This window comes from Mesonia sediminis (assembly GCF_042684705.1).
Lineage (GTDB): Bacteria > Bacteroidota > Bacteroidia > Flavobacteriales > Flavobacteriaceae > Mesonia > Mesonia sediminis.
The window spans coordinates 117866-130969 of the sequence record NZ_JBHULZ010000041.1 but is presented as its reverse complement, the minus strand read 5'-3'; the positions used below and the strand labels follow the sequence as shown (position 1 = coordinate 130969).

Annotated in this window: 13 protein-coding genes; 8 read left to right on the top strand and 5 right to left on the bottom strand. The window is 36.2% G+C overall.

Features of this window, described 5'->3' with window-relative positions; genetic code table 11:
* The first annotated feature begins 40 nt into the window (after positions 1 to 40).
* The 6 genes from mscL (at position 41) to ACFSQ0_RS08610 (ending at position 7341) form a co-directional block, all read left to right on the top strand.
* Positions 41 to 460: a large conductance mechanosensitive channel protein MscL gene (gene mscL, locus ACFSQ0_RS08635; protein ID WP_147861914.1), complete on the top strand. Its 420-nt coding sequence runs from the start codon at positions 41 to 43 to the stop codon at positions 458 to 460.
* Positions 461 to 591: 131 nt separating this feature from the next.
* Positions 592 to 1581 carry an aspartate-semialdehyde dehydrogenase gene (locus tag ACFSQ0_RS08630; protein ID WP_379046986.1) on the top strand — a complete coding sequence of 330 codons (990 nt, stop codon included), beginning with the start codon at positions 592 to 594 and terminating at the stop codon, positions 1579 to 1581.
* A gap of 163 nt (positions 1582 to 1744) precedes the next feature.
* Positions 1745 to 1996, top strand: coding sequence for a hypothetical protein (locus ACFSQ0_RS08625; RefSeq protein ID WP_379046983.1), 252 nt, complete (start codon positions 1745 to 1747; stop codon positions 1994 to 1996).
* Positions 1997 to 2142: 146 nt separating this feature from the next.
* Positions 2143 to 4545 carry a TonB-dependent receptor gene (locus ACFSQ0_RS08620; RefSeq protein ID WP_379046980.1) on the top strand — a complete coding sequence of 801 codons (2403 nt, stop codon included), beginning with the start codon at positions 2143 to 2145 and terminating at the stop codon, positions 4543 to 4545.
* Between the two features lie 17 nt (positions 4546 to 4562).
* The gene (locus tag ACFSQ0_RS08615) at positions 4563 to 5129 is read left to right on the top strand and encodes a hypothetical protein (protein WP_379046977.1); all 567 of its coding nucleotides are present in this window, start codon (positions 4563 to 4565) and stop codon (positions 5127 to 5129) included.
* A 64-nt stretch (positions 5130 to 5193) separates the two neighbouring features.
* Positions 5194 to 7341, top strand: coding sequence for a prolyl oligopeptidase family serine peptidase (locus tag ACFSQ0_RS08610; protein ID WP_379046974.1), 2148 nt, complete (start codon positions 5194 to 5196; stop codon positions 7339 to 7341).
* 61 nt (positions 7342 to 7402) lie between these two features.
* Here the strand turns inward: ACFSQ0_RS08610 and ACFSQ0_RS08605 are convergent, their stop codons facing one another.
* Positions 7403 to 7822 (bottom strand): CBS domain-containing protein, encoded by a 420-nt coding sequence (locus ACFSQ0_RS08605; RefSeq protein ID WP_379046971.1) that lies wholly within the window; start codon positions 7820 to 7822, stop codon positions 7403 to 7405.
* Between the two features lie 104 nt (positions 7823 to 7926).
* Here ACFSQ0_RS08605 and ACFSQ0_RS08600 point away from each other — a divergent pair, with 104 nt between their 5' ends.
* Positions 7927 to 8901, top strand: a complete 975-nt coding sequence (locus tag ACFSQ0_RS08600) for an ABC transporter ATP-binding protein (protein WP_379046968.1) — start codon at positions 7927 to 7929, stop codon at positions 8899 to 8901.
* Here the strand turns inward: ACFSQ0_RS08600 and ACFSQ0_RS08595 are convergent.
* Together ACFSQ0_RS08595 and ACFSQ0_RS08590 are read right to left on the bottom strand one after the other, a co-directional pair.
* The gene (locus ACFSQ0_RS08595; RefSeq protein WP_379046965.1) at positions 8893 to 9342 is read right to left on the bottom strand and encodes a hypothetical protein; all 450 of its coding nucleotides are present in this window, start codon (positions 9340 to 9342) and stop codon (positions 8893 to 8895) included. The genes ACFSQ0_RS08600 and ACFSQ0_RS08595 overlap by 9 nt on opposite strands.
* 13 nt (positions 9343 to 9355) lie before the next feature.
* On the bottom strand, positions 9356 to 9808 hold the full coding sequence (locus ACFSQ0_RS08590) for a 6-pyruvoyl trahydropterin synthase family protein (protein ID WP_147861922.1): 453 nt from the start codon (positions 9806 to 9808) through the stop codon (positions 9356 to 9358).
* 204 nt (positions 9809 to 10012) lie between these two features.
* Here ACFSQ0_RS08590 and ACFSQ0_RS08585 point away from each other — a divergent pair, with 204 nt between their 5' ends.
* Complete coding sequence (locus ACFSQ0_RS08585) at positions 10013 to 10657, top strand: 2OG-Fe(II) oxygenase (protein ID WP_379048810.1); 645 nt, start codon at positions 10013 to 10015, stop codon at positions 10655 to 10657.
* A gap of 568 nt (positions 10658 to 11225) precedes the next feature.
* Here ACFSQ0_RS08585 and ACFSQ0_RS08580 read toward each other — a convergent pair.
* Both ACFSQ0_RS08580 and ACFSQ0_RS08575 read right to left on the bottom strand, forming a co-directional pair.
* A complete protein-coding gene (locus ACFSQ0_RS08580) occupies positions 11226 to 11396 on the bottom strand; it encodes a hypothetical protein (protein WP_379046962.1) in 171 nt (56 codons plus the stop codon).
* Positions 11397 to 11469: 73 nt separating this feature from the next.
* A complete protein-coding gene (locus ACFSQ0_RS08575) occupies positions 11470 to 12933 on the bottom strand; it encodes a magnesium chelatase (protein ID WP_379046959.1) in 1464 nt (487 codons plus the stop codon).
* Between the last annotated feature and the right edge of the window lie 171 nt (positions 12934 to 13104).

Sequence of the window (13104 nt, the reverse complement as noted above, 5' to 3'; positions counted from 1 at the left end):
ATATTTTATTAAATTGCTGAAATAACCTTAACTAAATAATATGAGTTTTTTTAGCGATTTTAAGAAGTTCCTTATGAAAGGAGACATTGTAGCACTGGCCACAGCGGTGGTTATTGGTGCTGCCTTTAAAACCATTGTTGATTCTGTGGTTAAAGACGTGATAACGCCAATAATTGGTGTAATAACTGGGGGTACAGATTTTACCCAAAAATTCATTGCCTTAGACGGCGCAACATATGCGAGTCTAGAGGCTGCTAATGAAGCCAACGCAGCAGTAATTACCTATGGTAATTTAATACAAGCAATTATTAATTTTATAATTGTAGGTTTGTTTATTTTCTTGTTTTTAAGAGCTTATGAGAAAACAAAGAAGAAAGAAGAGGCAAAACCAGCAGCACCTAAAGGCCCTAGCCAAGAAGAGTTGCTTATCGAGATAAGAGACGAGCTGCGTAAAAAATAAGGTTTATCTTTAATTAAATAGTAGATAATTTGAAACCCTAAAAACCAGATTTTTAGGGTTTTTTGTTTTTTAAAAGTACACGAAAATTTGTAAAATAGTATATTTGCTCGCATAACCCCAAATAAAAAACAATGAGAATAGCTGTTGTTGGTGCCACTGGTATGGTAGGCCAAGTAATTTTAGAAGTTTTACAAGAACGCAATTTTCCCCTTACCGAATTGATTCCCGTAGCCTCGGAAAGATCGGTTGGAAAATCTATTGTTTTCAAGAAAAAAGAACATCCTATTGTAAGCTTGCAGACCGCTTTAGAGAAGCAACCAGACATTGCTCTTTTTTCTGCCGGTGGAGATACTTCGTTGCTTTGGGCGCCAAGGTTTGCCGAGATAGGAACTAGAGTTATCGATAACTCTTCGGCTTGGAGAATGGACGCCACAAAAAAACTTATTGTTCCCGAAATTAACGCTAGCCAGCTTACCAAGGAAGATTTTATTATAGCCAACCCTAATTGTTCTACGGTACAATTGGTAATGGTTTTAAATCCGTTACATCAAAGGTTTAAAGTAAGGCGAGTAATCGTTTCTACCTATCAATCCATTACAGGAACTGGTGTAAAAGCGGTTCAGCAGTTGGAGAACGAGATGCAATCTAAAAAAGGCGAGATGGCATATCCATATCCTATACACCAAAATGCTATACCGCATTGCGATGTGTTTCTAGAAAACGATTACACTAAAGAGGAGATGAAACTCACGCAAGAAACCAAAAAAATATTACACGATGAAAATGTATTAGTATCGGCTACTGCTGTGCGAATTCCCGTTGTAGGCGGTCATAGTGAATCGGTTAATGTTGAGTTTGAGAAAGCGGTTAGTGTGGGCGATATTAAAGCTGTTTTGCAAGAAACACCTGGCGTTCAGCTTAAAGATAACCCTGATGTAAACGCGTATCCTATGCCGGTTTTTGCTCGAGGTAAAGACGAGGTTTTTGTAGGTAGAATACGTGCCGATCATTCTCATTCTCATGCTATTAATATGTGGATCGTTGCCGATAATTTAAGAAAAGGGGCTGCAACCAACGCAGTGCAAATAGCCGAGTATTTGATCGACCAAAATTTGGTCTAAAGTATTAGATGCAAAAAAAAAGATCGCTGCCTGATAAAAGTATTCAATACTTTTGAATTTAAGATAAATTTATAAGTATTGATTTTTTATTGTTTATTTTTGCAACAAGATGAGTGATCGTGTCAAAAATATAGTAACTACATTTTTGTTGGGAATCTTTGTTATGCTCCAGTTGGGAGTATTGCATAGCGCTTCTCACGATGATGATATAAGCACCAGCCACGATTGTGTTTGGTGTCAGCTTTCTCACGCACAAAAAACACCAGTTGCTAGTCAAGATACATTTTTCGAATATCATCTTGAATCTCCCGTCTTCCGCCTTGAGCGAGAAAAAATAGTGGAGCACGCAAATTTGCTTTATCAAAAGCTACCGGTTTGTGAATTAAAAAACAAACCCCCTCCTTATTTAATTTAATCTCTGTTTAGAACTTTCTTATCAATACACCGGACTTCGATTCGGTTGTGTTGCAGTACAATTTACGCTAACTTATTGTATGAATGGTGCTCTTGTATTACCACCAATTATATACCGTAAATTAAATCAAACAAAATTAATTAAATATGAAGTTATTTGTGCAACTGCTTCTGTTTTCTGTAAGCTATTTTGCTTATAGTCAATCTTGCTCATTCATTTTAGAAGGAAAGGTTATTGATTTCCATGACGGGCAAGCCTTAGCCAATGCAAAAGTAGAATTGTTAAACACCAATCAAATAATATACACTAACGCTAAGGGCGAATTTAAATTTAAAGAGGTATGTGAGGGGGCTCAAAATCTACGCGTCAACCATCCTGATTGTCAAGAACTAATCTACCCTATCTTGATAGAACGAAACACTAAAACCACCATTTACTTAGAACATCATTTAGAGGAGTTAGAAGAGGTAAGCCTGGTAGGGAAAATTAATAAAGATCAAACAAAATCTAATCCTAGTGTTGTGGTAGATCGAGCCGTTTTAGACAAACACAGAGGTGGAAGTTTGGGGGATGCTTTGCAAGAAATAGCTGGAGTTTCTTCTTTGACTACAGGAAATAGTATTGTAAAACCCGTTATTCAAGGGTTACATAGTAGCAGAGTTTTATTGATGCAAAACAACGTACGTTTAGAAAACCAAGATTGGGGGGTAGAACACGCACCTAGTATTGCTATGCAAGCCGCCCAGGAAGTAGAGGTGGTTAAAGGAGCGTCGGCTTTGGCTCTAGGAGGGGATGCTTTAGGAGGAGCTATAATTACTTCACCAGCAAAGATACCTGTAAAAGATACCCTTTACGGTTATACTGGTCTTGTAGCTGCCAGTAATGGTAGAGGAGGAGGTTTACATACCCAGCTTACCAGGTCTTTCGAGAAAGGATGGTATGCTCAGGCAGATGCGTCGTTTAAACGCTTTGGCGATGCAAAGGCGCCAGATAATTTTTTAGCGAATACCGGCCATTTAGAGAAGGCTCTAAGTTTAAGAGGTGGTTTAAATAAATTTGTACAAGGCTTTGAAGTTTACTATAGCTACTATCAAAGTGAAAACGGTATTTTAAGAGATGCGCATATTGGTAATGTGTCTGATTTAATAAGAGCTATTAATCGGGAGAAACCTTTAAGATCGAGCGACTTTTCTTATAAGATAAATGAACCCAAACAATCGGTAACCCATCATTTAGCCAAGCTGTCTTATTACAGAAGGTTGGAGAATATAGGTAAAATAAAAATGCATTATGCCTATCAGGAAAACAATAGATTAGAGTATGACATCCGTCGAGGTGATGATGCAGGAAAAGCCTCACTAGATCTTAATTTGAAAACCCATGAGTTTCAAACAAATTTGCAGGTTGATTACGACAAAAATTATGATGTCAACGCGGGAGTGGCTCTGACCTATCAAGATAATTTTGCCAATCCGCTTACTGGTGTTAAACGCTTAATTCCAGATTACAAGCAGTACAAGGTAGGGGGTTATATCACAGGAAATTATAAATGGGATGAATACTGGACTGCAGAAGCAGGCCTTCGTTTTGATTATACCCATCTCGATGCTCAAAAATTTTACCTGAAAACGAGTTGGGATAAAAAAGGTTACCAGCAAGATTTTTCTAATATTATAATAGAAGATTTTGGAACGCAATACTTAACCAATCCTAAATTTGATTTTCAAAATTTTTCGTGGATTGGAGGTTTGAGATATGAACAAAATGATTTTGAAGCTACTCTAAATTATACAAGAGGGCAGCGTGCGCCTAATGTAGCCGAATTATTTTCGGATGGATTACACCATTCAGCAGCCATTATTGAATTGGGCGATTTGCGATTTAAACCCGAAACCTCACATAAAATAAGCCTTAGCTTAGCGCAAGACCTAAATGCGTTTAGCTTCGTGGCTAATCCTTATTTAAATAGGTTTACAGATTTTATCACTTTAGTTCCAAAGGGCCTAGAAACCACTGTTAGAGGGGCTTTTCCTGTCTGGGAATACGAACAGGTAGATGCCTTGTTGTGGGGAATAGATGCCCAGGCCAGTTACAGAATAGCCAAAAATTTTGAAAGCCAAGTTAGTTTTGCTTATTTGGTAGGACGCGATTTAGATGCAGATAATTACCTAAACGAGATGCCCGCGCCCAATTTCTTGTATCAGCTAACCTATAAACGAGAAAATTGGAAAGATTTACGAATGAGCGTCCAGGCTAAACATAGCCTATGGCAACATAATTATCCTAATAATAATTTTTACTATGAAGTGCTTAACGAAGGTAACTATGAGGAGGTATTGGTCGATATAAGTACGCCGCCAGAAGCCTATATCCTTTTTGGTTTTGAATCGTCTGCGCGCTTTACACCTTTTAAAACAGGCAGCTTAGAAGGAAATTTCCAAGTTCAAAACATATTGAATACTCAATACAACGATTATTTAAACAGATTGCGTTATTATGCCTATCAACCGGGACGCAATTTTATTCTTAACCTTACCTATAATTATTAATTTTAAATTTAAATACCATGAAAACAATTTCGTTTACCCTATTTAGTTTATTATTTTTAACTCTTATTACTAGCTGCTCAGATGATGATGCCCCAGAAATCATTAATGAGGAAGAAGTAATTACCGATGTGACGCTAACATTTGTAAATGAAGCTAATGAAACTCAAACCTACACCTATACCGATCCTAGCTACCGAGATGAAAATTACCAAGAACCGGTAATTATGCTAAAACCAGGATCCACTTATCAAGTGGGGCTGCAATTTTTTAACAAATCAAATCCGCAAGATATCGAAGATATTACCAATGAAGTTCGTGAGGAACGCAATGATCATTTTGTTACTTATGCCTTTGGTCAAGTAGCGGTAGATCTAACACGAAATGATAGCGCTTCGGGAATAGATGCAGCAGGTATCCCTATTGGGCTAAATACCATTTGGGAAACCCAAACCGCAGGTAACGGCACATTGGTTGTGAAATTAATTCATGAACCAACCCTTAAAGATGTAACTAACCCAATGGGTTCTTTTACGGGAGGAGAAACAGATGTTGAGGTGGCTTTTCAAATTCAAATAGGCCTTTAAATTTTAAACCTTACTTTCTCAGATATAATTTGTTATTTTTGAGGGGCAATTAAACAGCAGTAGCATGAAAAAAATAATATTACCACTTTTGGCCGTAAGCGTAATGGCTTGCAAAGAAACGCCAAAAGAAGACAATCAAAACCAACAAAAAGATATTGCTTTGACATATCCTAAAACCAAAAAGGTAGATAGTGTTGACACTTACTTCGGTCAAGAAGTAAAAGATCCTTACCGATGGCTAGAAGATGACAGAAGTGCTGAAACCGAAGAATGGGTTAAGCAGCAAAATGAAGTTACATTTAATTACTTAGATCAAATTCCGTACAGAGATTCTTTAAAAAATCGCTTGGCAGAATTATGGAATTACGAAAAAGTAGGTGCGCCATATACAGAGGGTGATTACACTTATTTTAGTAAAAATGATGGTTTGCAAAATCAATATGTGATCTATCGTCATAAGAAAAATGAGGATGCGTCTACAGCAGAAGTTTTTCTTGACCCTAATAAATTCAGCGAAGACGGAACAACTTCTTTAGATGCATTTAGTTTCTCTGAGAATGGTAAAATTTTAGCATATTCTATTTCTGAAGGAGGTAGCGACTGGCGAAAGATTATTGTGATGAATGCAGAAACTAAGGAAATTGTAGAAGATACGTTAGTTGATGTTAAGTTCAGTGGAATTTCTTGGAAAGGTGATGAAGGATTCTTTTACTCCAGCTATGATAAACCAGAAGGTAGCGAGTTGTCGGCAAAAACAGATCAGCATAAGCTTTACTATCATCAATTGGGTACTGCCCAGAAAAGTGATCGTCTGATTTTTGGAGGAACCCCAGAAGAAAAACATCGTTATGTTCGATCTGCGGTTACCCAAGACAATAAGTATTTACTTATTGCAGCCAGTGTAAGTACATCGGGAAATAAGCTTTTTCTTAAAAATTTAGAAAAACCGAATAGTGCATTAGTAACTATTTTAGATCACACCAAATCAGATACATATTTGTTAGATAATCAAGGAGATCAGTTGTTTTTAACAACCAACTTAAATGCGCCCAATAAAAAAGTGGTGCAGGTAGATGCTAAAAACCCACAACCAGAAAATTGGAAAGACCTTATTCCTGAAACAGAATTTGTTTTGACTCCTACAAAAGGGGGCGGATATATATTTGCCAATTATATGAAAGACGCCGTTTCAATGGTAAAACAATATGATTACAAGGGTAAATTAATTCGTGAAGTCGAACTTCCTGGTGTGGGAACCGTAAATGGATTTGGAGCTAAAAAGGAAGATAAAGAATTGTATTATTCTTTTACTAACTATGTTACCCCAGGTAGCATTTACAAATATGATATAGAAAAAGGGAATTCAGAAGTTTTTAATACACCAAAAATCGATTTTAATCCAGAAGATTATGAAAGTAAACAGGTGTTTTATACCTCTAAAGACGGGACTAAGGTTCCTATGATTATTACCCATAAAAAAGGTCTTGCTTTAGATGGCAAAAACCCTACAATTCTTTATGGTTATGGCGGTTTCAACATAAGTTTAACGCCTTCTTTTAGTATTGCCAATGCGGTATGGATGGAGCAAGGCGGGATTTACGCCGTGGCCAACCTACGTGGAGGTGGTGAGTACGGAAAAAAATGGCATAACGCTGGTACTCAATTAAAGAAACAAAACGTGTTTGATGATTTTATCGCTGCCGCGGAATTTTTAATCGATAAAAATTATACTACTAGTGATTATTTGGCTATTCGAGGAGGTTCAAACGGAGGCTTATTGGTGGGAGCTACAATGACGCAAAGACCAGATCTTATACAAGTGGCATTGCCAGCCGTAGGCGTGTTAGATATGTTGCGCTACCATACTTTTACCGCTGGGGCTGGTTGGGCTTATGACTATGGAACAGCCGAAGACAGTGAAGAAATGTTTACTTACTTAAAAGGGTATTCTCCTGTTCACAATGTAAAAGAAGGGGTTGCCTATCCAGCTACCATGATTACTACAGGAGATCATGATGATCGTGTGGTGCCGGCACATAGTTTTAAATTTGCAGCAGAATTGCAAGAAAAGCAAGCGGGTAATAACCCGGTTTTGATTCGGGTTGAGGTAAACGCAGGTCATGGAGCAGGAACGCCAGTAAGTAAAATTATAGACCAATATGCCGATATTTACGGCTTCACGCTGTGGAATATGGGTATAAAAAACCTATAAACGCAACTTTAAAAAGAGATAAGGCTGTTTAAAAACAGGTTTTTAAACAGCCTTATTTTTTTTAATACTGGTCTATCAAATATTTAATTAAATCTGTGGTGGTTACTATCCCTACTAGCTTTTCATTTTCAATAACCGGTAGCGCGTGAAATTCTTTTTCAGCTAAAATTTCTGCAACCTCTTTAATGCTGTGATTGGGAGTTACAGAAGTTAATGCCTTTGCCATTACCTGTTCAATGGTAAACATCTCGTAGACTACAGTATCTACACTTTTATCTTCATCGTCTACTGCATCAGCAAAACTAATGCGCAGCAAATCAGTATAGCTTAGCATACCTTTAATTTTATCACCGCTTATTACTGGTATGTGTCGTATTTTATGTTTTTTAAATAAACGTTCTGCATCGGCAAGACCCTGTTGGGTGTTTAGGGTAATAACGTCTTGGCTCATAATTTTTGAAATGGGTTCTCTTTTTTTCATAACGTTTGGTTTGATTTAAATTCTACCTTAAATTTCATAAAAATTTGATAAATAAAAACTGATTTAAATCAGCTTACCATAGCTTCTATTAACTTTACGTTATTATGCTCCAAATACAACAAATCAGCTACTTACATCGAGGTAATTTAGGTGTGCAAAATATTAGTTTTAGCTTACAAGCCAATCAGCATTTAGCCATAATAGGGCCTAGTGGTTGTGGGAAGAGCACACTATTAAAATGTATATATGGCTTATTCGATTTACATCAAGGGAGCATTCATTTTAAAGCTGAACGTGTTTTAGGGCCAGCTTATAATTTGGTGCCAGGTCACCCGCAGATGAAGTATTTAGCTCAGTATGATAATGTTATGCCCTATACGAGCGTTTCAGAAAATATAAAAGAGCATTTGAGCAGACAGCATCCAGAAGAAAACGAGCGACGTTGCCTTGAATTGCTAAGGGTTATAGGTTTAGAAGAATTTGCTCATACTCAAGTGAAAAATCTAAGTGGTGGTCAGCGTCAGCGAGTAGCTCTTGCTCAAGTTTTAGCCAAAGCTCCTCAATTACTATTGCTCGATGAGCCTTTTAACTTTATAGATAATTTTAAGAAGAATACTTTAAGAAGGAGTATTTTTAATTACCTCAAAAAAGAAAAAATTGCCTGTATTTTTGCTACCCATGATCGAGATGATATGTTAGCTTTCGCTGATGAGGTCTTGGTATTAGAGAAAGGTAAAACAATAGCCCAGGGAAATCCTAAGACATTATTCGAAAATCCGAAGAGCAAAGCTGTGGCAGCCTTATTTTATGAGGTAAATGAATTACCGGCCTCGTGGTTTAATGAGGCTTTAAAAGGTTCTTTTTTAGTGTATCCTTTTGAATTAGAGTGGCACCGTCAAAAGCAAAAGAATGGAGTTGCAGTACAAGTAGAACAGTCTTTTTATCAAGGGACGCATTTTTTAAATCAAGCTAGATATCAAGATGAAATTATATTCTTTGAAACGCCAAAACAATTGCAAACAGGAGAAAAAGGCTGGTTAGAACTTAAAGACGATTTACTAGAATCAAGACTAATCTAATTCTATAATGCAGTAAGTCTCTTTAGCATATTGTATTTTGTCATTCCGTTTTTTGCCCAAAAAGGCTTGAGCAAGAGGAGACTGCAATCCGATGGAATAAATGCCTTTCTTTTCGAGTTTTGGAATAGATAAAGGTATGCCAATTAAAAAGCTAGCTTTTTCTGTTTTTATATAACTACCCCAAGCGACTACCGTTGAAGTTTTCTGAGTTTTTAAGCGCTTTAGCTGTGTATGTTGCTGCAAAAAATGATTACGACTGAATTCTAATTGATTTAACCGAGCCGAAAACATTTCTCTACTAGTCTCAAACTTGTCGCCTGCAGAAGATTTTGATTCTCCCGCCATATCGCTTTGCAGACTTTCTATTTCATTTTGGAGGAGATTGATATGCTGCTCTAGCTGATTTTCACAAAGTTCAATAAATTCGATTTTACTTAACATTTAATAAATAGCCTTAATCTTGGTCACTAGCAAACCATTCAGCAAAACTGGTTTCTGTTTCTTGCAATCTCAAACTAAAAAGCTCAATATTTTTAGGAAGTCTAGCTTTAATCTTATCGGCAAAATCGGTGATCATTTTTTCGCTGGTAGGCTGGTAATCTACTAAAATAACGTTGTGGTCCCGTTTCATTAATTCTTCGGCCAGCTCAATGTGTGGAGTGTTTTTATTGAGTACAGTAGCATGATCAAATTGATCTACAATCTCTTCTTTTACTATTTTTTTTAGGTCCCCAAAGTCAATCACCATGCCATTTTTTACGTGATTGCTATCGTGAATAGGCGTGCCAATAACAGTTACATTTAGTTTATAGCTATGGCCGTGCACATTTTTGCACTTTCCATCATATCCGTAAAGCGCGTGTCCGGTTTCAAAATTAAATTGCTTGGTAATTCTTATTTTACTCATTACTTTTTAAATTTATTATACAAAACCACTCCTATAAGCACCAAACCTAAAATGACAAAAAGGCCATTACCGCTCAAAAATTGTAATATATCCATTTGTTTGATTTTCGGACAAAGTTACAATTTAAAAGCGAAAAAAATGTTTTAGTAGAATGCAACTAAAGAAAGAATAATCTATTTTTGTTAGGCTTTTTTTAGAATTGAAATATTGAATACAACCGAATTATTTGAGCAGCTGGATTTTCAAGAAAATCCGCAATTTGAAAAAATTATTGCCAATCTTGTAGGGCAGCAATATAGTATTGTAGATGGCTTTTTTAACGAAAGTGAAGTAAATACCTTACGCAAAAGGTTACTGGAACTTTACGATCAAGAACAGTTTAAAAAATCTGCCATTGGTAATAAAACCAATGAATTGATTGAAAAAGAAATACGTGGCGATTTTATTTTATGGATAGATGAAGCCCAAGCTTCTCATCAAGCCGAGCAGGTATTTTTTAATAAAATTAATAATCTGGTGCACTACTTAAATAAAACGTGCTTTTTAGGCATACTGCATAAAGAGTTTCATTTTGCAGTTTATCCTAAAGGAACTTATTACCAAAGGCATTTAGATACTTTTATGAATGACCAACGCCGTAAACTATCTGTAGTATGCTATTTAAATGATAGCACTTGGAGATCCGAAAACGGTGGTGAATTGATTATTTATACGCCAAATGGAGAGGTGAGTGTTGTACCGAAACCAGGTAGACTAGTTGTTTTTGAAAGTCAAGTTTTAGAACATGAAGTAAAAAAAGTAACCCACGATAAACGATTGAGTATTACCGGTTGGCTAAAGACAAGATAAAAAAATAGGCTGTCTAAAAATGACAACCATTGCAGATTTAAGATTCGAGGCAAATTTTAATACCTCTAGCAGAAATATTGTGTTTAATGATGTTTTTATTATTACTACCAAAATCATCGGCAATCTCTTCTAGGGTATCTTATATAAATGATTTACTGTAACTCGTGTTTACCGAATTAGAGCCAGAAAGATAAGGGTATATAACAGGTGGTGCGCCCTCTACAGTATTAAACACCTACTCCCTTGATTGGGGTAAAATATCCTTAATAGGTTTTATAAGGTCTTGGTTGTTTTTGAACTGAAGAAAAAAGCGTACTTGATTCGATTTTTCTAAAATAATGGCGACTAATTCTGCTTTAGAAACATATTGTCTTTTGTGGGGTTCTATAAAGCTAAAACCATTTAGCGATCCTCTAAAATTAATGCGCTACAAGTTTTTTAGTTCTGATGAATTTATGAATCTACTAGGGTTTCTTGAGAACAAGCCAAAGCTTCCCAATACTAATACAAGGCTCAAGGCCAAAAGATATAAATGCGTTGTAATTAAAACAAAAGTGGCTTTACTTAATTACTTTTTATTTTTCTTATTCACATAAATAAACAAACCTACAATAAATACAAGAGCAATGATATATAACCAATTTGCCGTTATAAAGTCGGTTAAGCTGTACCAACCAAACTGCTGTTGGGTACCTGTGTTTTCTTGGTTTGGGGTAAAAGTTTGTTGCAGTAAAAACATAATTTTTTAAAATAAGATACTTTAATTTATTCAACTAGCCAAAAGCCAAGACTGCTTTTGATTTATTATAGCATTACAATCCGCTAAGGTAACTGCTATATAAATCTTGAAACTGAGTGCCGTTGTTATATTGATGCTTGCTCAGCATATTAAAAGCGGTAAGACCCCATAAAGCAAACTCAAGTGTAAAAGCTAGATCTTTCTCTTTAAGTTCTGGCAAGTACTTTTGCACAAGATTTACCAATGGTTGTATTTGGGTTAAGGTCTGCAAATATTCTTGCTCCCCAAAGTCTTCATCTAGGTGAATCCCATCATTCGAGACAAACCAAGCAGTCACCTCATCATAGGGGCTGGCTTCCTCTTGCTTTTTAAGTTTTTTAATCTCTGGCAACAATTTAGGAAAAATACTTTTAACCGCATTTTCAATAAGGTGTTTAGCAACAAAATCTGGTCCTTCCTGTTCCCCTTCATATAGCAGCTCTACTTTACCGGTAAGAGCAGGAATGATACCCATAAAATCTGCAAAACGCAAACTGGTTTTATTTTCATCATTCAACAACATACGTCGTTCTGCTGTACTCATTAAATTTTGAAATGCTGTAATACTCATACGAGCACTTACACCACTTTTGGCATCAATATATTCACTTTTGCGAGCCTCAAAACCAATTTGTTCAATCAAATCCCGAGCCAACTCTGGTATATAAATAGCAGCGTTTTGATGTTTATCAATGCCGCTTTCCTGCTGTGTAATTTGTTTTGCTATGCTAATATTTTGCGGATAATGTGTTAGAATTTGTGAGCCTATGCGATCTTTAAGCGGAGTAACAATACTTCCCCTATTAGTATAATCTTCTGGATTGGCCGTAAAAATAAACTGTAAATCTAGTGGTAACCTTAATTTAAACCCGCGAATTTGTATATCGCCTTCTTGTAAAATGTTAAAGAGAGCCACTTGAATTCGGGCTTGCAAATCGGGTAATTCATTGATAACAAAAATACAACGATGCGCGCGGGGTATCATACCAAAATGAATCACTCGGTCATCTGCATAACTTAATTTTAAATTAGCTGCCTTTATTGGGTCTATATCACCAATCAAATCGGCTACACTTACATCTGGAGTGGCTAATTTTTCTGCAAAACGATTTTCTCTATGCAACCAAGAAATCGGAGTTTGAACACCATGTTCGGCTATCTTTTCTTTTCCGTATCTAGATATAGGATTTAATGGGTCGTCATTGATTTCTGAACCTTCAATTACGGGAATATATTCATCTAAAAGTTGAACCATCATTCGCGCCAAACGTGTTTTAGCTTGACCACGTAAACCCAGTAAATTGATATTGTGTCTAGATAAAATTGCTCTTTCTAGCTCAGGTATCACCGTATGTTCATAACCAAAAATTCCTGTGAAAACCTGCTCTCCTGCCTTCATTTTAGTAATTAAATTATCACGGAGTTCTGTTTTAATAGATTTAGATTTATACTCACTCGCTTTTAAGTCTCCTAAGTTTTTTATAGCGTTTGGATTCATAAGTTTTTAATTTCAATTTTTTTAATATTTTTCGGGGCGCCCCCAAAAGGGCCGGGCTTTCGCAAGTCGCTTTTTTGTTGTCACCATCAAAAAGAGCTCCAACAGTTGCTCAATCCCTGGCGCAGTTATTATGATTTACTACTTGTAACATCTGCCTCAAAATCCGTCTTG